Here is a 23,316-nt window from a genome sequence, read left to right on the forward strand (position 1 = left end):
GGAGTAGCGTTATTCGTCTTCCTCTACAATATCTTCATTTTCATCAATCCATTCTATTGAATTCATTAGAGAATCTATTTCTTTATGAGTTAATGATTCGAGACTTGCTGTTCTACCAGTTGCACAGATTACTACTTCTTCTATTTCAGGAATTTTAGCTTCCATTTTTATTTTTAAATCTTCAGGTAAGGGTTTGTAATTTATGGTATTAGATTTAAAACCCACAAAGTCAAAATGAATAAAGATAGCTGTTATGTTGTGTTTTTTAGTATCAATCTCTAATTTAAAATTACCATTAGAATCACTAGTTGTTGAATAAATAACTTTTTTATTTATTGTTGCTGTCACTTCAACGTGTGCCAGGTTTTTACCAGTTTTATTGTCTATTATTTTTCCTTCAATTGAAGTTGTCTTATTTTGATCAATGATATTTGATTGATTATAAATTTCATTTGGAATTTCAGCTTTTATATCCGTTACTACTAACCCCAGAAAAGCAAGCAACGTTATGGGTTTAGAATAAATGGACGTTTTGTGAATTCTTCTAATGTAGTCTAGTTGGCTCAAATTGTATCTTCCACAACCTGTTTCATTTATGATGTTTTTAGACCTTGTATAATCTTTAACATTTTCGTTGCATTGGGAACAAAATTTCATATCAATTCCTATGTTTGTCATTGAATCAAATGACTCAGAGCAGCAAAATGACAAAGATTTTTTTTTCGTTTTCATAGCAACAAACAACGGTTTTGGCAACTCATGTAAATATATACAAAACTTTGAGTAATAACTAAAATCCGTATTGAGTTTAGTTGTTTTTTCGTGTTATATTTCTGAGGGTAATTTCCCTTTTTTTTAACATTATCCAAATAAAACACTATATTTGCAAGGGTAAATTCTCTTTTATGGAAAATTCTAATATTGATGATATTTTAAAATCTATTTTTTCAGAAAGCAATTCTCTTAATGTACGAGAAATGTTCGATGAAAAATTGAAAACAATAAATGTAAGTAAAACTAAGGTTTTAAACTTATTAAAAATAGATAAAGATGTCTTTGAACAAATTATTAATGGAACTGCTAAACAGCCTAATTTAATTCACGTTATAAAGATAGCTGATTTTTTAAATTTATCTATTGACAGATTTATAGAGGCTGTATTAAAAAATCAAAGCGTAGAGAATATACGTTCAATAGAAAATGCTCAAAATGCTACTTTTTTACTGAATAATTTTGATGTTAAAACGTTAACAAAGTTTGGTTTTTTCGAAAGTAAAGCAGATACAAATGAATTAGTAAATAAAGTATTAACATTTTTTGGATTTGAATCAATACGTGATTATGAATCCGAATTAAATAGTCCTTTGTATAGTAGTTCAAAAAGAAATTTTTCAGATAAGATGAAAGATTTTTGGATTAAATCAGCATATCAAACTTTCAGAATAATTAATAACCCAAATGATTATAATAGGGCTAGATTAAAAGATCTGATAGTTAAAATTAAGCCTTATTCTCAAGATCTTAAAAATGGTCTTTTTACAGTATGTAAAGCTTTGTATAATGTAGGTGTTACTGTTGTTTTTCAAGATTATTTGTCTACAACTCAAGTAAGAGGAGGAACCTTTATAATTGATGATAAACCCTGTATTGTTCTAACAGATTTTAATAAAAGTTATCCTACTTTATGGTTTACATTATTACATGAATTACACCATGTTTTATTCGATTTTGATTTAATAAAAAGCAATAATTTTCATTTAACGGGTGATGCTGATTTATTTTTGATTGAAGAGAATGCTGATTCTTTTGCTAGAGATTTTTTTATGTCAGAAGAAAAATTTAACTACATAAAAATGTACATAAAAAATCCTTTTCTAGTTTCTAAGTTTGCTATTGAAAATGAAATACATGTTTCAATGGTTTATTCTTTTTTTACTTGGTATCAAGATAAATTATATGGTAAAAAATATTATGGAGCTTTTAAAGAGTTTTATCCTGACTACAAAACTTCAGTAAGTAAATTGAGTCCGTTATCGTGGAATGACGATAGTATTAAAACAGCAGGGTTAAGAATTAAGAAAATTTTAGAAATAAATTAAATAATAAAATATGTCTGAGAATAAGAAAATTAAGAAAAGTGTCGAGCTTTCTGAAGCAGATATTGAGAGATTAGAACTTTTGCAAAAGGCTAATGAAAAAGTAGGTAAACAATTATCTATTAATTCTGAGCTGGGAAGTTTAGAAGAGATTGATGAATTAAGAGAGATTGTAGGAAAAGAATTTGAGAATCCTGAAGAAAAATATAATATTTATTATAAAGGAATTAGAAAACTTTTAATGGATTTCTTACCTAAAGGAAAAGAATTTAAAGAAGTAAGAGATATAATATATGATGAAAAAAATATTTTTCTAAATCTAGGTAAACGTAAGTCTGATAATAATGGAATTAGGGGAGGAGATAGTAGAATGACTTTTCAACCTGTAATGAATGAAATATTAGATATAATAATTAAATGGGTTGCTGAGTCTCAAAATCCTTTTGATATTTATAGAGCTTTCTTTGATTTGAATGAAAAATATGGATACGGACATGAGGAATATGATAAATCTGCTTTAAGTATTTCTAAAGCGATGATGGAACTTAGTAAAAAATAATTTCCACAATTTTACTCAGCGGTTTTGACTAGGATTAGTGCAGGTAAAAATCGCCAGGATTTTCGGGCTGTTACTAAGCCGAAGCTTTTTGTTTGGATTTATTTCTTTTAATTTCACAAAACCAAATCAAAAAGGTTTTAGCGACCTAGTAAATATACACAAAACTTTGAGATAGCACAGAACCCGTATGAAGTTTAGCCAACTTAAGTTTACAAAATAATAATTTTAATATATAAACGAGAAAGCACATAAGAGAGGCCTAATTCATATTTGTTTTCAGGTTTTGAGTAAATAAATCTAATAATATTTAATATGTTCTGCTCAGAACTCTCCGTCTTTAATTTTAATATAAAAGTATATTACTCCAACAAGAACAACACCTTGCAAAATAAAATATAAAAAATATTCACCAAAACCATCTACGGATTTACTACCATACCATCTTGGCATGAACATAACAAGTGCTATTATAAAAATTATTAACGCAACAATTCCACAACCTTTATTACTTTTTTCTTTACTCATAGAATTAGACTATTTTTCCCAACTTTTTATCATATGTATTATTTAAATTATAATTTCAATGCTAAAATGTGTTCAATTCGTTTTCCAAAATTACAGTTAACTCGTTATATACTCACCAAAAGTAATGTTCTCCAATTAATCCTTAAGAGCAACACATCTTTAGCTGTTTTTATCAGTTTTAAAAGTATTGTTTTTTAGTCATTTAATAAGCTTGTTTAAATAATAAAAACTGAGTATTGTTATTAAAGAAAAGCAAAAAGAAAATAAACTCAACTAAAATGGAAAGGACATTATCAAAACAGCTATTTGTTTTTGATGACTTTGAGTATTATTTTGTTGAGAAAAAAAACTGTTTTCTCAATCTATATTGATTATAAAAAGGTTTATTTGATTGACCAACTTGGTTTCGTCCAGATCTGCTTGGGTTTTTAATGTACAAAAATCTTCTGTCCATTTAGAAGTTCTAATTCTTAACGGAGGGTTTTCATTTAGAGCTATATGTAAAAAACTCTTCCACTTATAGTCCTGTTTGATAAAATTGTTCATTTCCTTGGCTTGCTCTTTTTTGATTTCCTGTCATATAATTTTCAAAAATTGGTAGGTATTCTTCTGTAGAAAATTGTCCATTTATAGCAGTTTTTCCGATAGCAGAAGTCATAAACTCTGTAGCAATTCCAGCAGGTTCTACAATGAAATCATCATTCCAGATTTTTTGTTTTAAGTCTTAATGGCTTATTTATTAACAAGTTCGTATTGTTTTTCTAAAGGAACTCCATAGAGTCCTTCTAACTCAGACTTGTTCTTTTTGAAGAATTTAGTATCGGGCGGTGAACTCAAAGCTTGCCAAAATTCAGGATGATAAGGCAAGTCTAAAGACCCCATATCTTTATCTATACCATATTCATCGATACGACTTTTCTTTTTATCTGTTTCTACATTCAAAACAAATGCTTCAATTCTATAACTTAGAGTTTCTGCTGGAGTGTTTAAATATTCTTGTGGAATCATGTTTTTTGGATAGCTCCATTCATTTTTAAAATAGCTCAAATGCACTTTTCCACTTTTGTGTTTTTTATAGATGTATAATGTTGGACCACGCTCAATTCTATATATATTGTAACTATCTATACCTACATATAAGATTATTTTTTCCCATTTTTTCTTAGGATTTGCACCTTCCAAAATTAAAACATCTTCCCCTTCGTAAGAAGAGCTTTCTATTTTTTTCCAATCAAATTTTTTCAAATTTACTGCATGTTCAGAATCATTGGGGGTTAATGGGTTTACTTCAATCATATTGTTTATAGAATGTCTCCATTGGGTGTGTTTCCAGTATCTGTAGTCAGCAGATTTTCTCGCTTCTGTAATTTGAATTGTTCCCATCCAGTTTGCAGGACCTCGATCTCTTAGTTTGATGAAATTTTCAACAAAAAATTTTGCTTTTCCTTCTTCAGAGGCTGCTCTTCTGTACAGTATTTCTTTAACATGTGTTTTGCTCAGCGTGTTTTTTCGTAAGTTTTTAATCGCGTTTTCTACATAATCATTGGGACTTAAAAGGACCAATTCGTTTAGACTTACTACATTTTCTATCAATACAATTTTCCTGTTCTTTTTAGCTAAAAAATCTTGAATTTTTATTTTATAGGTATCAAAACCTAAGGAAGATACATAAAGCGTGTCTTGTAGCTCTTGTTGGGTAATGTAAAAAGAAAATTCACCATCTTCTGTACTAGCTGTACCAATGGTCTTGTTAACAACTCCTACGGTTACAAATGGTATGGTTTCGTTTGTTTCATCAATAACAACTCCTGAAACTTCTTTTCTTTGCTGTGCAACTAATGATATAGAAAGAAATAAGGAAAATAATACAATGTGTAGATTTTGAGCCTTAATAAGATTAAACAACATATGTTTTGTTTTAAATTTAATAATAAGAGTAAAACTATGTGTAAACGTTTTATTTTTGGAGCAAAATAAGACAGATTAGTATAACAAAAGGTGATGTATTGATTTATTGATAATTTTAAATATGCGTTAAAACAGAAACAATTAAAAGGATTATTGGTCTAGAAACAGGCTAGTAGTTGTCTATCTATTTTCAGAAGTTTCTTGAATACCTTCAGCAATTAATGTGTTGGTTTCTTTTAGAGTATCAGAATTTATAGAGTTGTTTTTAGAGTTACTTTTATTAGTTATAAAAAACTCAATATACAATGGTAAATGATCAGAACCTATAGGTTTTAATGTTTTAAGACAGCTAATGTTAATGTCTTTTGAGTGGTAAACAAGGTCTATAGGAATTCTAAAAATAGGATAATTGGCAGGAAATGTAGAAATAAATCCACGTCCAATTCGTCCGTCTTTTAAGCCAGATACTTTCGCAAATAATTTGGTAATTCTAGACCAAGCAACACTATTAAAATCACCCACAACAATAGTTGTTTTGTTTTGCTTACTGCTTTTTTTGGCTATTGACATCAATTCCCCATCTTGTTCCTTAGAATTTGGTTCTTCGGTTGGAGTAGCAGGAGGTGGATGAATTCCGTACAATACAAAATCATTTCCGTTGGCAGTTGTAAGATGTACTTCTATAGAAGGAATGTCATCAGCTACAAAAAAATGTGTCTTTAGATTGCTAACCTCTATGTTGGAATAAAAATGCATTCCGTACGTATTTTCTAAAGCTATTTTTTGATGGTATTTGTATTCATTGTCTAAAACAGAAAGTGCATCTTCCCAATCTTTATTACTTTCTATAGTTAAAAAAATATTAGGTTTTACGTTGTTTACAAGTGCAATTAGTTTTTGATATTGTTGGTTGTATTGATATACATTTACGGATAAAATTGAAATGGTTTCTTTTTTTTGAGTAGCAGTTTTTTTAGATTCAAAGTTGATATAAGGAAAAAGAAAAATTGCTTGATATATTGTAGAAGCAAGCAGAAAAAATAATAGTAAAATGGTTGCAGAGGTAAAGCTATAACTCAATATATAAATCAAAAAAGGAAGCGTTAGCAATTGAAGAGCGATGATTTGCAACCGACCAAAATCTGGAATTCTAAAAAACCAATGTTGGTGTTTGACCAATGGTAAAAAAGTTAGCGCACTAAGCAAAATAACCCAGATAAAAACAATAAATTCCATTGTGTAAGTTTATAAAATAAAAATACAGGTATCGTTATATGTTTTACCTGTATTTTTTTATTTCTTTTTATGTTTTAATACCAACGTTTTTTCTTGGCTTTAGAAGCTTCAGATTTACGTCCTTTTTTGTATTTACTACCTTGTTTCTTATGAACTTCAGGTTTTGCTTTAGGGTCTAACGGATAAGGATGATTTTCTTCTACAGGAATTAATTTTCCTATCAATTGTTGAATATCCTTTAAGTAAGGTTTTTCATCTGCAGAACAAAAAGACAAGGCTCTCCCTTCTTTTCCTGCACGTCCTGTACGTCCAATTCGGTGTACATATCCTTCTGGAATGTTTGGCAAGTCAAAATTGATAACAATGTCTAAATTTGGAATGTCTATTCCACGAGCAGCCACATCGGTAGCAATTAAAATATTAACATCGTTATTTTTAAATTTGTTCAATGCTTTGGTTCTTGCTGCTTGTGTTTTGTCTCCATGAATGGTATCTACTTTGTATTTGTTTTTCAACAACGTTTCTTCCAATTTATCCACACCAAATTTGGTACGTCTAAAAATAATGATGTTTCCACGCAAATCGTTACGCAACAAATGCAAACACAATTCTATTTTTTTAGGTTTGGGTACTAAATACAATTCCTGACTAATGGTTTTGGCCGCAGAAGAAATAACAGATACCGAAACTCTTTCAGGTTCATTCAACAATTCATTTGCCAAGCTTTCTATTTTTGGAGGCATGGTAGCCGAAAACAGTAAAGTTTGTCTTTGAGAAGGACACAATTTGGCTATTTTTTTTACATCGTCTATAAACCCCATGTCCAACATCATGTCAGCTTCATCTAACACTAAAACTTGAATAAAATCTAGATTGATAAGATCTCTTTTATGCAAATCTAACAAACGTCCAGGTGTAGCCACCAAAACATCAACACCTTTGGTCAAAATATCTATTTGAGGATCCATAGCCATTCCACCATAAATAGAAGTTGTTCTTAAATTGGTGTAGGTACTATACGTTTTAAAATTTTCTTCTATTTGTATGGCCAGTTCTCTTGTAGGACTGACAATCAACGCTTTTATTTTTTTATTTCCTTTTAAAGCATTTTGTTGTGGAATCAATCTGTTTAAAATAGGCAAAGCAAAAGCAGCTGTTTTTCCTGTTCCTGTTTGTGCACAACCTATCACATCTATACCGTCAACCACCAAGGGAATGGTTTTTTCTTGAATAGGAGTGGGAGTGGTGTAATTTTGTTCTGCTACTGCTTTTAATATTTTAGCGTCTAAATGTAAGTCTTTAAAGGTCATATAGGATATTTACTTATAATGGCAAAGATACGGAAAGTATAGGTTTGATAATTACATAATTTAGACTTCAAGAAATTACACTATTTATCTCTAGATAAAAAATAGATTTTATGTTCAACTTTATTGTTTGTTATTTTCTACATTTTATCAAAAACATAGGCTGGTCTTCTTGTATTTGAATCTTTTCAAAAAGACCAAATTTTTCAAATTCCGTTAATATAGATTCATCATCATAATAAAATATAGGAACCCCTTTATGAAATTCATAACAGTCTTTATAAATAAGAGTTCCTTTTCCGTAATTAGACGCTTGTTTACTAATAGCAGTAAAAAATAGATAGCCGTTTTTGTTTAATTGCTGATAACAATTTTGAATGAGTTTAGCTCTTTCCTCTTTGTTTAGAAGATGAATTAAAGCATGGCAAAAAACGCCATCATATGTAGCATTATCATAAGGCATGTTGTTTACAGAGCCTTGGTAAATGTTTGTTTTGTTTCCATAATGCTTTTTTGCCAACTTAACAGCTGTTTTAGAAATTTCAATTCCTGTTACTTTCATTCCTTGATTTATAAAAACTTGAGCATTTCTGCCATAACCAATTCCTGGAATCAATATTTTTTTAAGACCTTTTTCTGTAAAAAAATCTTTTGTGATTATAGCCGATTTTGAGGGTTTTAATCCCCACATTTCTTGTTTTTGGTTAAAATTAGTTTCCCAAAACTCTGTCATTAGCTACAAATTTTATCTTTCATGATTTTACAAACAATACCTTGGTTTTGAATGATATTTATTATTTGTTGTACGTTTACAGCTATAGTCTCAACTCTAATCACGGTATGACCGCAAGGAAAATCTAAATCAGATTCATTCATGTCATAATCAATAACTAAATTTTTAAATTTCTTTTTAAGTTGATTTGTTATTTTTTTTGCTTCCTGTTCACTTTTTATATTGGTGATAAAAACTTCGATCATTTTATTTTAAAATTTTTCATCTACTAATTCTTTATTTAACATTGCTCCAGATATGGTTCCACTATTGATTGCGTTAGATACGGAGCGCATCATAATAGAATTGTCTCCGCATGCAAAAATTCCATCAACGGTAGTTTTTTGAAAATCAGTTACATTGATATGACCACTATCAGTAAGTTCGCAACCTAGTGATTCAGGAATGTTTGAATGTTGAGTAAATGGTACAACTCCGTAGGCCGCCTTAAAACTTTCTTTACTACCATCTTTAAAAATCACGTTTTTCATAACTCCCTTTTCGTGCACAATTTCTGAGATTTCTTTTTCAATAATTTTTATATTATTTTTTTTAAGTTTTAATATCTGTTCAGCATCTAATTCCGATGTTCCGTTTGTTAGCACCGTAATATCATCGGTAAGATTGTTCACAAGTGAAGCCAAATGGATGGCATGTGCACCATTGCCAATAATTCCTGTTTTTTGATTTCTAATTTCATAACCATGACAGTAAGGGCAATGTATTACCGATATTCCCCAACAATCAGAAAACCCTTTTATACTAGGCATGGTATCTTTTATTCCTGTAGCAAAAATCAATTTTTTAGCGTTAATTTTTTTTCCAGATTTAGTGATGATGTGAAAGTTATTATTGGTTCCATATCCCTCAATAGCTACATCTTCTAAAAATTGTACAGTGCTATATTTTAAAACTTGAAGTTTTGATTTTAACGTAATTTCACTGGGTTTTACTCCATCAAGAGTAATTACATTATGAGATTTTGGTGTTTGTTTGTTACAAGGCAAGCCGCTATCAATAATTAATACTTTTCTTAAAGAACGACCCAAAGCCATTGCAGCAGAAAGTCCTGCATAACTACCACCAATAATGACGACTTCATAATTTTCTTTATTATCCATAAACAGATTCATTTAAATGCGTTTTTGTCGCATTATATTTATTTACAAATATAATATCTTTTTATTTAATGCAACTTTGTTGCGTTAATATTTTTAATGTAAATGAAATGAGTATAAGTGAATTAAATTGTTTTTGTGCGTTAAAACCCATAACTCAACAATTCATTTAAAACAATTCTATTATGAAAAAACAATTACTTACAATTTTAGCATGTACATTCTTTGCTTTCTTTTCTAAAGCAGAAGCACAAACAGATTACAAATTAGCTTTTAACAGCGCAGACGAACAACGATTAAGATATCTTACTACAGAAGATGATATTTTAGAAACTAAATTAAATGGTGCTACAGATTATACCATTGAAATTTGGATAAAACCAACAAGTGAAACTTTTCATAATTCTGTAATTCTTAAAAGATGGAATCAGTTTGCATTGACCTTGTATCAAGATGACAACAAACGTATTTACTTTACACACTACGGAGCTTCAAGCACTTATGTAAATAGTGTCAACAATGCTTTTATTCTTAATGAATGGAACCATATTGTGGTTATCTGTAATTCAGCTACTAATAGTGTAAAACTATACGCTAATGGAGTAGATGTTACTTTAGGAACACAAACGGCTTTAACTTTAGCAGCATCACCTTCAGGAGCAAATTTCTATTTAGGAACTACTGGTTCTGGAGGTGGATATTTTACTGGTCAAATGGATAAAGTAAGAATAAAAAATACTGCTGAAAATATTGCAAGTTTACAAGATGATATTACAGATGCAGACTACGTTACCGATGCAAATACAGCATTATTGTATAATTTTGAAGAGGGTAGCGGTATAGTAACCAAAAATGAAGCAGATAATGAAAATGGAACATTACAATGTTCAAATGGAACTTGTACTACTCAAGTTTGGTGGGTAAATGACGAATCATTATCAAATACCATAGCAGAAACAATAGATTTTAAAATCTATCCAAATCCAGTGATAGATGATGTATTTACAGTACAAACAAGTAGTGACGAAAGCCTATTGAAAATTGAAATATTTGATGTTTTAAGCAAACAAATAAACTCAATTACTTACACTGAAAATACAACTTCAGCTAGTGTTAATATAGCAGATTTACAAACAGGTGTTTATTATGTAAAAGTTCATACTAGTAAAGGAATGGGTATAAAAAGTATAATTATTAAGTAACATTTTTAATGTTTTATCTATCTAAATAATTTTGTAAAAAAGGCCTTTCATTCGTTTGAAAGGCTTTTTGTTTTTCAAGTATATAGTAAAAGGCCATGTTTTATATAAACTTTTTATAAGAGATTTTATTCCTAATAAAGACATTATAAATTAATTAAGTTGTTGGAATACAGAAAGATATGGCTATGGGTTCATGATTAGCTCTCCTTCAATTAAAAAAATTAAACAAAACAATTATTATATTATTGTTTGGAGAGTGGTAAAGGATTTTTATTAGGTGTTTATATATTTTTTGAATGAGAAATAGTTATTCATTCCTAATACTGAGCAAATCAAATGCTTCTTCTTGCCAAATTTTCTCGTATTTGGTGTAGTCTTTTAGGTTGATATCAAATTTATCAGAAAGAATTTTTAAGATCAATTGGTTGTTTACATGATTCACAATTTGCAAGTACATCATACTTGTTTTGGAATCAATCATTTTATTTTCTAAATCTTCTAGTTTCATTAATTTCTATTTTTAGGTTTTATTAAAACTATAAAAAATAAGCCTTAAATAAAATTTTGAGACTTAATTATAATTGAATGCTGTTTTTTAGGTATCATTATTTAGAAATAATCTTCTTGTAACCAATGTTACTGTACAAAGAATAAATAGATTGTAATTTTATATCTTCTGAGAAGAATAAAGAATGATTGAAACAATTAATAACAAAAAGAGAATGTAAAAAGTTCTTGTTAAAAAATGAAAAAAACAGAAAAAAAACTTCATGATTTTTGGGATGAACGATACAGACAAGAGTATTTTGTCTATGGAGAACAGCCTAATGAATATTTAAAAACAAAATTGTCTAACATTCCCGTAGGAAAAGCATTATTCCCAGCTGAAGGAGAAGGGAGGAATGCTGTTTTTGCATCGGAATTAGGATTTATAGTTTCTGCTTTTGATCAAAGCGAAGTTGGGAAGAAAAAAGCTGAATTATTAGCTAAAAAGAAAAGAATAGAAATAAATTACATAGTTTCTGATGTTGAAAACGTTCATTATTTAGAAAATTCTTTTGATGTTTTGGTTTTAATATATGCTCATTTTCATACCAATCATAGAAGAGATTATCATAGAAAGTTAAGTTCGTTTTTAAAAAAGGGAGGAGTTCTTATTATGGAGGCATTTAGCAAGTTTCAGATAAAAAATCAACAAGAAAATCCAAATTCTGGAGGACCTAAAGACATCAATATGCTTTATGATTTAGAAGAAATAAAGTTAGATTTTAATGAGTTTGAATTTAAAGAGGTAAAAGAAAGCACTATCGAATTAAACGAAGGTAATTACCATTTTGGAAAAGCATCAGTTACAAGAATTGTAGCAATTAAAAAATAAAAAGGAGTAGAGCAAATAGTATTGAAAAATAATAAATAAAACATTATAATATGAAAACCCTTTTAAAAAGAAATATTTTAACCTTTATTGGAGTTGGAATTGGTGCCTTAGCAGGGTACCTTTATTGGTTCTATGTGGGTTGTAATAGTGGAACTTGTGCTATTACTTCTAATTCTGTAAACAGTACTATTTATGGTTCTGTAATGGGGGGCTTATTATTTTCAATGATTAAAATACCTAAAAAAACAAATAATGACATTTCAAGAAATCATCCATCAGAATAAACCCGTTCTTGTAGATTTTTATGCAGAATGGTGTGGCCCTTGCAAAATGCAAACTCCCATTTTAGAAGATCTTAAAAAACGCATGGGAAATACAGCAGCTATTATTAAAATTAATATTGATAAAAACCCTCAAGTGGCTGCTCAATATCAGGTAAGAAGTGTTCCTACACTTATTATTTTTAAAGAAGGTGTACTCAAATGGAAACAGTCTGGAGTATTTCTAGCAAATGAACTAGAACGTTTGATGAAGGAGAATCAATAAAAAAATCTCAAAGGATTCAAGTCCTTCGAGATTTTTGTTTTATAATGGTGGCTTTGAATACCAATAATGTGAGAGTCTCAGACACCGTATATAGAAACTACTTCCCGATACAGTAAGTGTTAAGTAGTTGATAGTTAGTTGTTAGTATTGTTTATATTGTAGTATAGGTGTAATTTTTTTGATGGTTTATTAGACGAATTAAAATAGGTGGAAATGATATCAAACTTATTTGTTTTGAAAGTAACCTATCGGCTAATCATATTTGTAGAGATCTTAATAACCATTATATTGGTTCTTTTTATTGATTATATTGTATATTTACCAATATAATGGTTGAATATATGTTAGAAATTATTACAATAAAAGATATCAAAGTAAAAATAGGTAAATCTTGTGTTCTTCATAGAAAATTAAATGGAGTGTCTAGAGAACAGCTTGCTGAGGCATTGGGAGTATCTAGCACAACGATACAAAATATAGAAAATGGTAAGAATACTACATTAGATAATTTATTAAAAGTAGCCAATCATTTTAGTTTATTAGGTTCAATTTCAAAAGAACTAGATAAGTCTATCAATCAACTTAATAATAAATCATTATACTAAATTATGTCTTTTTATATTACAAAATAAACATGCATTTACCACAAGAACAAAATATATCAATTTCTAAGCTTACATCTGTATTTAAAAACACTAGTGCAACATATAAATTTTACTGGTTTTGGGCAATATTAGAATGTGTTGACGAAGGAAAGATTGAAATCAATAAGAAGGAAATTTTTGCTAGAATGCTAACTTTATCTTGGTATACTGTGAATTATTTTCATGTCTCATTTGGTAAACAGGATTTAATACAAGATGCTGTTCGTACAATAAAGGATATTGAGGATCTTAATATTGATTCTAAGAAAAGTACGATTTTGGAGAAACTCTTAAAGTCGAAAAATACGACTACTAATTCAATACTACATCATTTTGACAAAAACGTACCTCATAAATTTTTAAGCCCATGGCTTGGTACAGGATCCAAAGCAGAGGTATATTATAGATCCTTGGATAAAAACATAAATGCTCCATATGTTCTCTTGAAAGACTCAATAATTATATTAGATAGTTGGTTAGAATATTTTAGGGGAAATAGTGGTATATTAAAGACATTCTGTTATTGGAATTTAACTTTGTTTTTACAAGCTAGAAATCCTAATGTACCTGATATTCCAAATAAAATACAAAGACCAATTATAAGAGGAAGTCTAAATAATCACAAAAAAATGTTTTGGGACTTGGTTATAAATGAATTAGGTTATATAAATTGTATTTATACTGGGGAAAAATTAGTATTAGGAGGTTATATTATTGAACATTTTATACCACACCAATTTGTTGCACATGATTTAATGTGGAATTTAATACCTGCTGAGTCTAGTTTTAATTCTAGTAAAAGTGATAAACTGCCCAGTTTTGAAACTTACTTTGATGATTTTTATAAGCTTCAAAAAGAAGGTTACGATATTATTAAAACAATTAGACCTAAAAATAAATTTCTTCAAGATTACTTATCCATATTTCCTAATCAACAGTTTAGTAAATTGAAATATGAAGAACTAATAAAACCAATGCTTACTATTGCTCATAATAATGGTTTTCAATATATGAACTCATGAAAAATTTCTTAAATATTCCTGAAACTGCAATCATTTTTAAAAATAAATACTTTTTTATCATAAAAGATACTTTTCCTGTTTCTCCTGGACATCTTTTAATTATTTCTAATGAGCTACGAAAAGATTATTTTGATTTGACTAAAGATGAAATAGATAGCTTACCAGAAGTTATAAGCCAAGCAAGATTGTTAATTGATAAGAATAATTCTCCAGACGGCTATAATATTGGAATGAATTGTGGAAAATATGCTGGACAAACCATTTACCACTTCCATTGTCATGTTATTCCAAGATACAAAGGAGATATTGAATATCCTGAAGGAGGGGTTAGAGGTGTGATACCTAGTAAGATGAAATATTAAGTTATTCTTTTATTTATCTTAATTCTATTAATAACTCTAAATATAAAAAGATATTTAATGTTTAATAATTATACCCAATAGGGTATTTATTGGTTTGTATATTATCTAAATATACCCTTTTGGGTGTATTTATGTTTTATTTTAGTATATTGCACCCATAAAGGTATAAATATGGAGGAGCGAAATAGAAATAATGACATTGCTTTGTTTGTAAGAGAGAGCCGTAAAAAAGCAAACTTAACTCAAGTTGAATTAGTAGATATAACAGGAGTCGGTTTACGTTTTTTACGAGAACTAGAACAAGGAAAACCTAATTTAATGACTGATAAAATCAATCAAGTATTATTGTTTTTTGGTCACACATTAACTATCAAACCTATAAGCGATGAGACAAGGAGAAGTATGGGTTCATGATCAGTTTGCAGGGCTGTTAACTGAAAACGAAGAAGGTTATGTATTTTGTTATGATACAGATTATCTAAAAAATGACTCAGCAAAAGCTGTTAGTCTAACACTTCCTTTGCAATCTAAACCTTTTGAAAGTAGATATATGTTTTCTTTTTTTGATGGACTAATACCGGAAGGTTGGTTATTAGAAATTGCTCATAAAAATTGGAAATTAAACCCTAGAGATAGAATGGGGTTGTTATTAACCACTTGTAGAGACTGTATAGGTAATATAAGTATAATTCCTGTAGACTTATGATTTGTTTAGCTTGTTTAAAGAAAATAGAACCAAATACTGGAATTGCTAATTACCATAAAAATTGTTTGAAAGAGTTTTGGCAAGAAGATGAACCAGTATTTAATTTAGATTATGAAGTTTCAGAGATTGAGGATTTAGCCAAACAAAATATAGCTCAAAGAGTAATTGTAACGGGGGTACAGCCTAAATTATCTTTAGGGTTTACAGAGGGGCAAAAAGAATCTAGATTGACTATCGTAGGAGCATTGAATGGAAAATATATTTTAAAACCACCTTTCCAGTTGTATCCACAAATGCCTGAAATAGAGGCTTTATCTATGTTGTTAGCTAAAGCTTGTGGTATTGCTACAGTTCCATTTTTATTGATTCCTTTAAAAGATGGTACGTTGGCTTATTTAACAAAAAGGATTGATAGAGGATTAGGAGATGTTAAGTTTCCTATGGAAGATGCTTGTCAGTTTACTGATAGGCTTACAGAGCATAAGTATAAAGGATCTTACGAACAAATAGCAAAAGGGATTATAGCTTTTACACAAAACCCATTAATTCATGTAGTTAAGTTTTATGAGCAAGTATTAGTTTCTTTTTTAATAGGGAATAATGATATGCATTTAAAGAATTTTTCTGTAATAGCTTTAGATCATCAAAATTATCAATTAACACCTGTATATGATATGGTAGCTGTAAATCTTCTAATTCCTGAAGATGAAGAAGAATTAGCTTTAAACTTAAATGGAAAGAAAAGGAAATTAAAAAGAAGTGATTTTGAAATTGCGATGAACAAAGCTCATATTCCCACTAAAGCTATCAGTAACTTGTTTAAGCGTATAGAAAAAGGGATGGAAAAAAGGAGTGAGTTAATCGATGCTAGTTTTTTAACAAAAACTAAAAAAGACCAGCTAAAAAGTATCATAGCAGAGAGAGCTAAACAGATAGAAATAGATCTATTGTAGGTTTTAACTGGATAAAAAATGAAAACAGATGATAAATATTACCTATTGAATGAAAAGTTTAAGGGCTTTATGTTTTATATTTACTTTTTATGTTGAATGCTATTAATAAAAAAGACCTGTCTGAAAGAGACATATGTACCAAATATATCAATCCTGCTATTGAAAAATCAGGATGGAATATGCGTACACAAGTAAGAGAAGAAGTGACTTTTACAGATGGTAGAATCATTGTCCAAGGAAACTTATATACAAGAGGTAGAAACAAGCGAGCCGATTATATTTTATATTATAAATCGAACATTCCATTAGCAATTATTGAAGCTAAGGACAATAAAAAAGCGGTAGGACATGGAATGCAGCAAGCATTAGAATATTCTGAAATCTTACAAATACCATTTGTGTTTACTTCTAATGGTGATTCTTTTGTATTTCATGATAAAACTACAACTGATAGTGTTTTAGAACAAGAGTTAAGTTTAGACAACTTTCCTTCCCCTGAAGTTTTATGGAAAAAATATTTAAAACATCAAAACCTAGATACTCCACAAGCGCAAGAAATAGTTGAGAAAGATTACTATACCGATGATAGTGGAATGAGTCCTAGATACTATCAGCAAAATGCAGTTAATAGAACTCTAGAAGCCATTGCAAAAGAGCAAAATCGAATTATTTTGGTAATGGCAACGGGGACAGGAAAAACCTATACAGCATTTAATATTATCTGGAGACTTTGGAAAACAGGAGTTAAGAAACGTATTTTGTTTTTAGCCGATAGAAATGCCTTGTTAACTCAAACCAAAAACGGTGATTTTTCTCCCTTTGGGAATGATATCATGCATATCATAAAAAACAGAAAGATAGATAAATCCTATCAAATTTACTTTGCCTTGTACCAGGGGTTAACAAGTAATGATGAAGCCAAAAATGCTTACAAAGAGTTTAGCCAAGATTTCTTTGATTTAGTGGTGATTGATGAATGTCATAGGGGTTCAGCATCTGAAGCTTCTGCATGGAGAGAAGTATTAGATTATTTTTCTTCAGCTACCCAAATTGGATTGACAGCAACACCTAAAGAAACCAAAGATGTTTCTAATATGGAATATTTTGGAGAACCTGTATATACGTATTCTTTAAAGCAAGGGATTGATGATGGTTTTTTAGCACCGTACAAAGTAGTTAGAATTACCACAAATATTGATGAAGGTTGGAGACCCACAGCAGGGTTAGTAGACAAATATGGTAACGAGGTAGAAGACCGTATTTACAATCTAAAAGATTATGATAGAACTTTAGCGATTGATGAAAGAACCGAAACCATTGCTAAAAAAATCACAGAATATTTAAAAGCTACAGATCGTTTTGCTAAAACCATTGTATTCTGTACAGATATTGACCATGCCAACAGAATGAGACAAGCATTGATCAATGAAAATGCAGATTTAGTGGCCAAGCATTGGAATTATTGTGTGAAAATTACGGGAGATGATGAAGTAGGAAAACAAGAACTAGACAATTTTACTGATGTAGAAGAACGTTTTCCTGTCATAGCAACAACGTCTAAAATGTTAACTACGGGAATTGATACCAAAATGGTCAAGGTGATTGTGTTAGAATCAAACATTCAATCGGTTACAGAATTTAAACAAATTATAGGTAGAGGAACTAGAATACGTGAAGCGGAAGGAAAAGTATACTTCACTATCATGGACTTTAGAAAAGCGACAAATATTTTTGCTAGACCTGATTTTGATGGAGATCCGGTACAGATTTATGAACCACAACCTGAGGATCCTATCACTCCTCCAGACGAAGCAACATCGTCACAAACAGAGGAAGGTGAAGAACCCGCTCCAAAAGATTTTAAATCTACAAAACCTAATGTTGATATTGTCGAAAATCCAAATGAGGTAAAAAAATATTACGTCAATCAAATTCCTGTTTCTGTGGTACATGAGCGTGTTCAATATTATGGGAAAGATGGAAAGTTAATTACGGAATCGTTAAAAGACTATTCTAAAAAGAACATAGAAAAAGAGTTTTCTTCTCTAGATGAATTTATTCAAAGATGGAATACCTCAGAAAAAAAAGAAGAACTCATAAAAGAGCTTACGGAACATGGAGTATTATTAGAAGTACTCCGTGAAGAAGTAGGTCAAAATTTAGATGATTTTGATTTAATCTGTCACATTGCCTTTGACCAACCTGTTTTAACCAGACAAGAACGTGCGAACAATGTTCGTAAACGTAATTATTTCACAAAATATAGTGATACGGCTCAAAAGGTGTTAAATAGCTTATTAGACAAATACGAGCATGAAGGGATAACTTCTATAGAACAAGGTGCCATTCTTAAAATAAAACCATTGAATGAAATGGGATCTCCTGTTGAATTGGTTAGAGCCTTTGGTAAAAAGAAAGACTTTGATGATGCCATCAAAGAATTAGAGAACGAAATTTATACTATTGCATAATGTTTAGATACACTGATATACAATGGATTCGTAATGTTAAGCATGAAGGTGGTGAAAACGGAGCTTATTTCGATGATGATAAAGATGAAATGATTTTGCATTGGTCATCTTCATATGTAAATCAACCAACACATGCAATGAAACCAAAAGTTGGTGATATTGTTGTCTTGTTTCAGAAATTTAATAATGACGACCAAGTTTACTTCACACATTTATTAACTCCAAAAGATTCTGTTGAGAAAGACTGTTTAGAAACAAGTCCAAAGCATCGTTGGGGTAGAAAAATGATAGTTTTGGCAAGAACAAAAAAAATAATAAAACCATTAAACTTTAATCTTAAAAGCGTTAATCAAGGACATACATACCCTATTGGATTATGTAATAAAAATGCTACAAAAGAAGATGTCCAAAAAATCATTTGGGATGCTTTTAATCCATTTTTTAGAAAAGATGTTTCAAGTAGATTTATTGAAGAATTATCTAGTAACTTTTTAGTAAATACTTTAGATGAATTTGAAGGTGAAGAAGGGAAATGGAATTTTGCAATGCATCGATATAGAGAAAGAGATAATAGTTTAATCAGAAAAAAGAAAGTATCTGTTAAAAATCCAATATGTGAATGTTGTAATTTTGATTTTTCTAAATTTTATCCAAATCATGGAAATGGTTTTATTGAATGCCACCATAAAACCCCAATAAGTAAAGGAGAAAGAATAACGAAATTAGAAGATTTAGCTTTGGTTTATGCCAATTGTCACAGAATGCTACATAGAAAAAACAATCAACAGAACTATTATACAGTTGAAGAACTTAAAGAAATTATAAGTAATGAGTAACATAACAACCAACATAAAAGGAATACGCGATATCATGCGTAAAGATACAGGAGTAGATGGAGATGCACAACGTATTTCACAAATGGTCTGGATGCTTTTTATGAAAATATTTGCTGATAAGGAAGAAGAATGGGAAATCACCATAGACAATTATGTATCCCCTATTCCAGAAAAATTAAAATGGCAAAATTGGGCTGCTGATGAGGAAGGATTAACGGGAGATGCCTTAATGGAGTTTATAGAAACAGAATTATTTCCTACTTTAAAAGACTTAGACATTACCATCAGTCCTCAAGCAAAAATTATACGTGCTGTATTTGATGATACCTATAACTTTATGAAAAACGGAACACTCTTCCGTCAAGTCATCAATGTCATCAACCAAATAGATTTTAATAGTACTTCAGAACGTCATGTGTTTAATGATATTTACGAAACCATTTTAAAAGACTTGCAGTCTGCGGGTTCATCTGGAGAGTATTACACTCCAAGAGCTGTAACGCAGTTTATGGTAGACATGATCAACCCACAATTGGGTGAAAGTGTTCTAGACCCTGCCTGTGGAACAGGTGGTTTTTTAACTTGTACAATTGATGGAGTCCGTAACCAAGTAAAAACACCAAAAGATAGAGAAATACTACAAAATTCCATTCGTGGTATAGAGAAAAAACCATTACCCCATTTATTGTGTACTACCAATTTAATGTTGCACGGTTTTGATGTACCGGTAGTTCGTAGAGATAATTTATTAAGCAAACCTTATGCGGATTGGGGTGCAAAAGATAAGTTAGACATCATTTTGTCGAATCCACCTTTTGGAGGAGTGGAAGAAGATGGTACCGAAACTAATTTCCCTCAAAAATTTAGAACCAAAGAAACGGCCGATTTATTCCTAGCCTTAATCATTAAATTGTTAAAAGACAAAGGTCGTTGTGCCATTGTATTGCCTGACGGTACGTTGTTTGGTGAAGGTATGAAAACCCGTTTAAAGGAAGAATTACTAACCAAATGTAATCTACATACCATTGTACGTTTGCCTAATGGGGTGTTTAATCCTTATACAGGTATAAAAACTAATTTATTGTTTTTTGAAAAAGGAACACCAACCAAAGAAATTTGGTATTATGAACATCCGTATCCGGAAGGAGTAAAAAGTTACAACAAAGGAAAACCCATCCACATTAACGAGTTTGAGACTGAAAAAGCATGGTGGAAAAACCGTGTAGAAAACAAACAAGCTTGGAAAGTTTCTATTGATGAGATAAAAAAACGAGGTTATAATTTAGATATTAAAAACCCACACCAAGAAGCAGATACCTTGGCAAGTCCAGAAGTATTGTTAGAAAAATTTAGAACTACCGAAGCTAAAATTTCCACCATACAAGACAAAATTATAAACGTATTAACCGAAGCTTTAAAATAGAAATTCACAACTGATTGCTGTCAGTTCGAGCACAGTCGAGAACAAAGCAAGCAATCTCTTAATTACATATGAAACTACTACAACATTTTAAAGAACTTACGGTAAACCCCAAAAATGCCCAAGAATTAAAAGGATTGATTTTGAAATTGGCAGTTCAAGGTAAGTTAACTGCAAATTGGAGAAAAGAAAACTCAGATATTGAGCCTGCTTCGGAATTATTGAAGAAAATAAAGAAAGATAAAGCAAAGGGAAATTATGAATTAAGTGAAAAAGAAAAACCGTTTAATTTACCTAACACTTGGGTTTGGAGTTTGCTCGGGAAATTATGCTCAGTTCAAACAGGGAAAAAGGATGCAAATTACGGTACTGACAATGGACAATTTAATTTTTATACCTGTGCCCAAAAACCAATAAAAAGCCCGACTTATACTTTTGAAGGTGAGTCAATAATTCTTCCGGGAAATGGTGCAAATGTTGGTTTAGTAACATTTGTAAATGAAAAATTCGAAGCATATCAGAGAACATATGTCTTAAATAAATTTAATCATTTATATCCTCTGTATATAAAAACAGCTTTAGAAGCTTTATGGAAAGATAATTTAGGTAGACAATATGGTTCTGCAATTAATTATATAAAAATGGGAAACATTACAGAGTTTAAGTTTCCCATTCCACCACTAGAAGAACAAAAAGAAATCGTAAACGTAGTAGAAACCCTTTTTAAAGAAGTAGAACAATTAGAGCAATTAACAGTAGAGCGTATCAACTTAAAAGAAGACTTTGTAACATCTGCATTAAAACAACTCACCACAAATAACACAAACAAAGAATGGTCTTTTTTAGAAGCCCATTTTAAAAGTTTCTTTAATGAAACTACCAACATTAAAAAGTTACGAGAAACCGTTTTACAATTAGCCGTTCAAGGAAAACTAACTGAAGATTGGAGAAATAGTAATCCTGAACTCGTTTCAGGATCTAATCATGCCAACCAACTCCTAAAAAACATTCAAGAAGAAAAAGCACAGCTTATTGCAGACAAAAAAATAAAAAAGGAAAAAGCATTACCACCAATATCCAAAGAGGAAATTCCTTATGACTTACCTGAAGGTTGGGTTTGGTGTAGGATAGGAGAGATTTCAAGTGTTAGGGTTGGTGCAACACCCAAAAGAGATATTCAAGAATATTGGAATGGTGAAATTCCATGGGTATCAAGTGGAGAGGTGGCTAATAATTTTATTCTAGATACAGAAGAGAAAATTACTGAGAAAGGATTATCTGAGTCATCAGTAACAATTTACCCAATTGGAACAGTTTTAGTAGCTATGATTGGTCAAGGTAAAACACGTGGTCAAACTTCAATACTTAAAATTAATGCAGGAACAAATCAAAATGTAGGTGGAATAATAATTTTTCATGATTATTTGATTTCAGAATATTTATGGCAGTTTTTTTTAGGTAGGTATGAGAAAACTAGGTCAAATGCAGTTGGTGGCAATCAGCCTGCTATAAACGGTACTAAATTAAAAATGTCTGTATTTGGGTTGCCACCGTTAAAAGAACAAAAAGCCATAGTAAAAAAAGTAAATGCTTTAATGGGGTTATGTGACAGTTTAGAACAAGAAATACAACAAAGCCAACAACATAATGAGCAGTTAATGCAAAGTGTGTTACGTGAGGTTTTTGAGAACTAAAAAGTATGTCAAAAAAGTTAAAACCTATAACTGCATTAGCAGGAACTATAGATATTCCAGAAGCTCTATACAAGTCTCAATTCGATGCTATTGGTGACAAACTATTAGACGTGAATATGGTACATACTATTGAGCATGATTTTAAAGATTTAAAGAACTGTTTAATAAATAATGAAGCGTTACTTGTTTCAGTAAGTTCAAAGGATATCGTTTATTGTATTTGGCAGACAAATGCAAATGGTAGTTTTGAGAAAACTTATATAGGTCAATCAAAAGCCAAAGGAGCTAGAGCTAGAATAAGAAATCACTTGTTTAAGCAAACAGGTAAAACCAAATCCAAATTAGAGCATGTCAAAAAAGCTATTGGTGAAAAAAAACAAATAGGGTTTACTTTTATAGAAATAAACCCTCCATTTTTTAGAGCTGCTATAGAGGAGTATTTAATCAAAAAATATTCAGACAGTTTACCTTGGAATGAAATAGGGAAAAATAAATAACAAAGATGTATTTAAGAAATACATCAAAAGAACACTGTGACCTGTTAATGTAAAGTTATTTGCA

27 protein-coding genes are annotated in these 23,316 nt (G+C 30.2%); 17 read left to right on the plus strand and 10 right to left on the minus strand.

From position 1 onward, the window contains the following. Positions 1-9 precede the first annotated feature (9 nt). Entirely contained in the window at positions 10-732 is a 723-nt protein-coding gene (locus tag Q4548_RS05700; protein WP_303452465.1) for a carboxypeptidase-like regulatory domain-containing protein, read from the minus strand. Positions 733-905: 173 nt separating this feature from the next. On the opposite strand from Q4548_RS05700, the gene Q4548_RS05705 reads away from it, so the two are divergent. Both Q4548_RS05705 and Q4548_RS05710 read left to right on the plus strand, forming a co-directional pair. Continuing rightward, positions 906-2,099, plus strand: coding sequence for an ImmA/IrrE family metallo-endopeptidase (locus Q4548_RS05705; RefSeq protein ID WP_303452467.1), 1,194 nt, complete (start codon positions 906-908; stop codon positions 2,097-2,099). 10 nt (positions 2,100-2,109) lie between these two features. Continuing rightward, positions 2,110-2,655 (plus strand): hypothetical protein, encoded by a 546-nt coding sequence (locus Q4548_RS05710; RefSeq protein WP_303452469.1) that lies wholly within the window; start codon positions 2,110-2,112, stop codon positions 2,653-2,655. A gap of 321 nt (positions 2,656-2,976) precedes the next feature. On the opposite strand, the gene Q4548_RS05715 is transcribed toward Q4548_RS05710, so the two are convergent. The 8 genes from Q4548_RS05715 to Q4548_RS05750 form a co-directional block, all read right to left on the minus strand. Next, a complete protein-coding gene (locus Q4548_RS05715; RefSeq protein ID WP_303452471.1) occupies positions 2,977-3,180 on the minus strand; it encodes a hypothetical protein in 204 nt (67 codons plus the stop codon). A 517-nt stretch (positions 3,181-3,697) separates the two neighbouring features. Further along, a complete protein-coding gene (locus Q4548_RS05720; RefSeq protein WP_303452473.1) occupies positions 3,698-3,838 on the minus strand; it encodes a hypothetical protein in 141 nt (46 codons plus the stop codon). 74 nt (positions 3,839-3,912) lie between these two features. After that, on the minus strand, positions 3,913-5,088 hold the full coding sequence (locus Q4548_RS05725) for a carboxypeptidase-like regulatory domain-containing protein (protein ID WP_303452475.1): 1,176 nt from the start codon (positions 5,086-5,088) through the stop codon (positions 3,913-3,915). Between the two features lie 180 nt (positions 5,089-5,268). Then, positions 5,269-6,324: an endonuclease/exonuclease/phosphatase family protein gene (locus tag Q4548_RS05730; protein ID WP_303452477.1), complete on the minus strand. Its 1,056-nt coding sequence runs from the start codon at positions 6,322-6,324 to the stop codon at positions 5,269-5,271. A 74-nt stretch (positions 6,325-6,398) separates the two neighbouring features. Next, complete coding sequence (locus Q4548_RS05735; protein ID WP_303452479.1) at positions 6,399-7,634, minus strand: DEAD/DEAH box helicase; 1,236 nt, start codon at positions 7,632-7,634, stop codon at positions 6,399-6,401. A 130-nt stretch (positions 7,635-7,764) separates the two neighbouring features. After that, positions 7,765-8,364 carry a bifunctional 2-polyprenyl-6-hydroxyphenol methylase/3-demethylubiquinol 3-O-methyltransferase UbiG gene (locus Q4548_RS05740; protein ID WP_303452481.1) on the minus strand — a complete coding sequence of 200 codons (600 nt, stop codon included), beginning with the start codon at positions 8,362-8,364 and terminating at the stop codon, positions 7,765-7,767. After that, complete coding sequence (locus Q4548_RS05745; protein ID WP_303452483.1) at positions 8,364-8,609, minus strand: hypothetical protein; 246 nt, start codon at positions 8,607-8,609, stop codon at positions 8,364-8,366. Before Q4548_RS05745 ends, Q4548_RS05740 begins: the two co-directional genes overlap by 1 nt. A 6-nt stretch (positions 8,610-8,615) precedes the next feature. Further along, on the minus strand, positions 8,616-9,524 hold the full coding sequence (locus Q4548_RS05750) for an NAD(P)/FAD-dependent oxidoreductase (protein ID WP_303452484.1): 909 nt from the start codon (positions 9,522-9,524) through the stop codon (positions 8,616-8,618). Positions 9,525-9,706: 182 nt separating this feature from the next. On the opposite strand from Q4548_RS05750, the gene Q4548_RS05755 reads away from it, so the two are divergent. Next, positions 9,707-10,723: a LamG-like jellyroll fold domain-containing protein gene (locus Q4548_RS05755; RefSeq protein WP_303452486.1), complete on the plus strand. Its 1,017-nt coding sequence runs from the start codon at positions 9,707-9,709 to the stop codon at positions 10,721-10,723. 307 nt (positions 10,724-11,030) lie between these two features. Here Q4548_RS05755 and Q4548_RS05760 read toward each other — a convergent pair whose 3' ends face one another. Continuing rightward, positions 11,031-11,231 (minus strand): hypothetical protein, encoded by a 201-nt coding sequence (locus tag Q4548_RS05760; protein ID WP_303452488.1) that lies wholly within the window; start codon positions 11,229-11,231, stop codon positions 11,031-11,033. 237 nt (positions 11,232-11,468) lie between these two features. Here Q4548_RS05760 and Q4548_RS05765 point away from each other — a divergent pair, with 237 nt between their 5' ends. The 14 genes from Q4548_RS05765 (at position 11,469) to Q4548_RS05830 (ending at position 23,252) form a co-directional block, all read left to right on the plus strand. Continuing rightward, positions 11,469-12,101, plus strand: a complete 633-nt coding sequence (locus Q4548_RS05765) for a bifunctional 2-polyprenyl-6-hydroxyphenol methylase/3-demethylubiquinol 3-O-methyltransferase UbiG (protein WP_303452490.1) — start codon at positions 11,469-11,471, stop codon at positions 12,099-12,101. Between the two features lie 50 nt (positions 12,102-12,151). Then, positions 12,152-12,385, plus strand: coding sequence for a DUF6132 family protein (locus Q4548_RS05770; RefSeq protein WP_303452492.1), 234 nt, complete (start codon positions 12,152-12,154; stop codon positions 12,383-12,385). Further along, the gene (gene trxA / locus Q4548_RS05775; protein ID WP_303452494.1) at positions 12,354-12,647 is read left to right on the plus strand and encodes a thioredoxin; all 294 of its coding nucleotides are present in this window, start codon (positions 12,354-12,356) and stop codon (positions 12,645-12,647) included. The genes Q4548_RS05770 and trxA overlap by 32 nt, the downstream gene beginning before the upstream one ends. A 341-nt stretch (positions 12,648-12,988) precedes the next feature. Further along, positions 12,989-13,252 (plus strand): helix-turn-helix domain-containing protein, encoded by a 264-nt coding sequence (locus Q4548_RS05780; protein WP_303452496.1) that lies wholly within the window; start codon positions 12,989-12,991, stop codon positions 13,250-13,252. Between the two features lie 29 nt (positions 13,253-13,281). Beyond that, entirely contained in the window at positions 13,282-14,313 is a 1,032-nt protein-coding gene (locus Q4548_RS05785; RefSeq protein ID WP_303452498.1) for an HNH endonuclease domain-containing protein, read from the plus strand. Beyond that, complete coding sequence (locus Q4548_RS05790) at positions 14,310-14,675, plus strand: HIT family protein (RefSeq protein WP_303452500.1); 366 nt, start codon at positions 14,310-14,312, stop codon at positions 14,673-14,675. Before Q4548_RS05785 ends, Q4548_RS05790 begins: the two co-directional genes overlap by 4 nt. A gap of 171 nt (positions 14,676-14,846) precedes the next feature. Next, positions 14,847-15,089, plus strand: coding sequence for a transcriptional regulator (locus Q4548_RS05795; RefSeq protein ID WP_303452502.1), 243 nt, complete (start codon positions 14,847-14,849; stop codon positions 15,087-15,089). After that, positions 15,061-15,381 carry a HipA N-terminal domain-containing protein gene (locus tag Q4548_RS05800; RefSeq protein WP_303452504.1) on the plus strand — a complete coding sequence of 107 codons (321 nt, stop codon included), beginning with the start codon at positions 15,061-15,063 and terminating at the stop codon, positions 15,379-15,381. Before Q4548_RS05795 ends, Q4548_RS05800 begins: the two co-directional genes overlap by 29 nt. Further along, positions 15,378-16,334 (plus strand): HipA domain-containing protein, encoded by a 957-nt coding sequence (locus tag Q4548_RS05805; RefSeq protein WP_303452506.1) that lies wholly within the window; start codon positions 15,378-15,380, stop codon positions 16,332-16,334. The genes Q4548_RS05800 and Q4548_RS05805 overlap by 4 nt, the downstream gene beginning before the upstream one ends. Before the next feature lie 101 nt (positions 16,335-16,435). Further along, positions 16,436-18,805: an EcoAI/FtnUII family type I restriction enzme subunit R gene (hsdR, locus tag Q4548_RS05810; protein WP_369281295.1), complete on the plus strand. Its 2,370-nt coding sequence runs from the start codon at positions 16,436-16,438 to the stop codon at positions 18,803-18,805. Then, positions 18,805-19,641, plus strand: a complete 837-nt coding sequence (locus tag Q4548_RS05815) for an HNH endonuclease (protein ID WP_303452510.1) — start codon at positions 18,805-18,807, stop codon at positions 19,639-19,641. Before hsdR ends, Q4548_RS05815 begins: the two co-directional genes overlap by 1 nt. Further along, complete coding sequence (locus Q4548_RS05820; RefSeq protein WP_303452512.1) at positions 19,634-21,064, plus strand: class I SAM-dependent DNA methyltransferase; 1,431 nt, start codon at positions 19,634-19,636, stop codon at positions 21,062-21,064. The genes Q4548_RS05815 and Q4548_RS05820 overlap by 8 nt, the downstream gene beginning before the upstream one ends. A 68-nt stretch (positions 21,065-21,132) precedes the next feature. Continuing rightward, the gene (locus Q4548_RS05825; protein WP_303452513.1) at positions 21,133-22,755 is read left to right on the plus strand and encodes a restriction endonuclease subunit S; all 1,623 of its coding nucleotides are present in this window, start codon (positions 21,133-21,135) and stop codon (positions 22,753-22,755) included. 5 nt (positions 22,756-22,760) lie between these two features. Continuing rightward, positions 22,761-23,252: a GIY-YIG nuclease family protein gene (locus Q4548_RS05830; protein ID WP_303452515.1), complete on the plus strand. Its 492-nt coding sequence runs from the start codon at positions 22,761-22,763 to the stop codon at positions 23,250-23,252. Positions 23,253-23,316 lie beyond the last annotated feature (64 nt).

The sequence above is a fragment of the Wenyingzhuangia sp. 2_MG-2023 genome, from assembly GCF_030548295.1.
Classification (GTDB): domain Bacteria; phylum Bacteroidota; class Bacteroidia; order Flavobacteriales; family Flavobacteriaceae; genus Wenyingzhuangia.

What these genes read in the sequence shown, in the direction of transcription:
- Q4548_RS05700 (WP_303452465.1), bottom strand. Translation starts at nt 732, where the DNA reads ATGAAAACGAAAAAAAAATCTTTGTCATTTTGCTGCTCTGAGTCATTT.
- Q4548_RS05705 (WP_303452467.1), top strand. Translation starts at nt 906, where the DNA reads ATGGAAAATTCTAATATTGATGATATTTTAAAATCTATTTTTTCAGAA.
- Q4548_RS05710 (WP_303452469.1), top strand. Translation starts at nt 2,110, where the DNA reads ATGTCTGAGAATAAGAAAATTAAGAAAAGTGTCGAGCTTTCTGAAGCA.
- Q4548_RS05715 (WP_303452471.1), bottom strand. Translation starts at nt 3,180, where the DNA reads ATGAGTAAAGAAAAAAGTAATAAAGGTTGTGGAATTGTTGCGTTAATA.
- Q4548_RS05720 (WP_303452473.1), bottom strand. Translation starts at nt 3,838, where the DNA reads ATGACTTCTGCTATCGGAAAAACTGCTATAAATGGACAATTTTCTACA.
- Q4548_RS05725 (WP_303452475.1), bottom strand. Translation starts at nt 5,088, where the DNA reads ATGTTGTTTAATCTTATTAAGGCTCAAAATCTACACATTGTATTATTT.
- Q4548_RS05730 (WP_303452477.1), bottom strand. Translation starts at nt 6,324, where the DNA reads ATGGAATTTATTGTTTTTATCTGGGTTATTTTGCTTAGTGCGCTAACT.
- Q4548_RS05735 (WP_303452479.1), bottom strand. Translation starts at nt 7,634, where the DNA reads ATGACCTTTAAAGACTTACATTTAGACGCTAAAATATTAAAAGCAGTA.
- Q4548_RS05740 (WP_303452481.1), bottom strand. Translation starts at nt 8,364, where the DNA reads ATGACAGAGTTTTGGGAAACTAATTTTAACCAAAAACAAGAAATGTGG.
- Q4548_RS05745 (WP_303452483.1), bottom strand. Translation starts at nt 8,609, where the DNA reads ATGATCGAAGTTTTTATCACCAATATAAAAAGTGAACAGGAAGCAAAA.
- Q4548_RS05750 (WP_303452484.1), bottom strand. Translation starts at nt 9,524, where the DNA reads ATGGATAATAAAGAAAATTATGAAGTCGTCATTATTGGTGGTAGTTAT.
- Q4548_RS05755 (WP_303452486.1), top strand. Translation starts at nt 9,707, where the DNA reads ATGAAAAAACAATTACTTACAATTTTAGCATGTACATTCTTTGCTTTC.
- Q4548_RS05760 (WP_303452488.1), bottom strand. Translation starts at nt 11,231, where the DNA reads ATGAAACTAGAAGATTTAGAAAATAAAATGATTGATTCCAAAACAAGT.
- Q4548_RS05765 (WP_303452490.1), top strand. Translation starts at nt 11,469, where the DNA reads ATGAAAAAAACAGAAAAAAAACTTCATGATTTTTGGGATGAACGATAC.
- Q4548_RS05770 (WP_303452492.1), top strand. Translation starts at nt 12,152, where the DNA reads ATGAAAACCCTTTTAAAAAGAAATATTTTAACCTTTATTGGAGTTGGA.
- trxA (WP_303452494.1), top strand. Translation starts at nt 12,354, where the DNA reads ATGACATTTCAAGAAATCATCCATCAGAATAAACCCGTTCTTGTAGAT.
- Q4548_RS05780 (WP_303452496.1), top strand. Translation starts at nt 12,989, where the DNA reads ATGTTAGAAATTATTACAATAAAAGATATCAAAGTAAAAATAGGTAAA.
- Q4548_RS05785 (WP_303452498.1), top strand. Translation starts at nt 13,282, where the DNA reads ATGCATTTACCACAAGAACAAAATATATCAATTTCTAAGCTTACATCT.
- Q4548_RS05790 (WP_303452500.1), top strand. Translation starts at nt 14,310, where the DNA reads ATGAAAAATTTCTTAAATATTCCTGAAACTGCAATCATTTTTAAAAAT.
- Q4548_RS05795 (WP_303452502.1), top strand. Translation starts at nt 14,847, where the DNA reads ATGGAGGAGCGAAATAGAAATAATGACATTGCTTTGTTTGTAAGAGAG.
- Q4548_RS05800 (WP_303452504.1), top strand. Translation starts at nt 15,061, where the DNA reads ATGAGACAAGGAGAAGTATGGGTTCATGATCAGTTTGCAGGGCTGTTA.
- Q4548_RS05805 (WP_303452506.1), top strand. Translation starts at nt 15,378, where the DNA reads ATGATTTGTTTAGCTTGTTTAAAGAAAATAGAACCAAATACTGGAATT.
- Q4548_RS05815 (WP_303452510.1), top strand. Translation starts at nt 18,805, where the DNA reads ATGTTTAGATACACTGATATACAATGGATTCGTAATGTTAAGCATGAA.
- Q4548_RS05820 (WP_303452512.1), top strand. Translation starts at nt 19,634, where the DNA reads ATGAGTAACATAACAACCAACATAAAAGGAATACGCGATATCATGCGT.
- Q4548_RS05825 (WP_303452513.1), top strand. Translation starts at nt 21,133, where the DNA reads ATGAAACTACTACAACATTTTAAAGAACTTACGGTAAACCCCAAAAAT.
- Q4548_RS05830 (WP_303452515.1), top strand. Translation starts at nt 22,761, where the DNA reads ATGTCAAAAAAGTTAAAACCTATAACTGCATTAGCAGGAACTATAGAT.